The following is a 256-nucleotide window of genomic DNA, read 5'->3' as shown; positions in this document are numbered from 1 at the left end:
AAGGTGAACTAGAAATAACAAAAGTAGATGTAGCAGATGGAAATACGAAACTGCCAAATGCAGAGTTTACAATTTATAACGAACAAGGAAAAGAAGTAGCAAAAGGAAAAACGAATGAGCAAGGTGTAGCGAAATTTAAACTACCATACGGAAAGTATACGTATAAAGAAACAATAGCGCCGAATGGATATGTAATGAATGAGGAGACATTCTCGTTTGAAATAAAAGAGAATGGAGAAATTATTAAGCATATCGT

General features: G+C 33.6%; 1 protein-coding gene. It reads left to right on the top strand.

Annotated features, from left to right (window positions below; genetic code table 11):
• The coding region (locus tag U860_RS32370) for a prealbumin-like fold domain-containing protein (RefSeq protein WP_033795520.1) at positions 1-256 on the top strand (256 nt) is incomplete at both ends.

Origin of the sequence: Bacillus sp. H1a (assembly GCF_000633475.1) — a bacterium.
Taxonomy (GTDB): Bacteria; Bacillota; Bacilli; order Bacillales; family Bacillaceae_G; genus Bacillus_A; species Bacillus_A paramycoides.
This window is presented reverse-complemented; position numbering and strand designations above follow the sequence as displayed.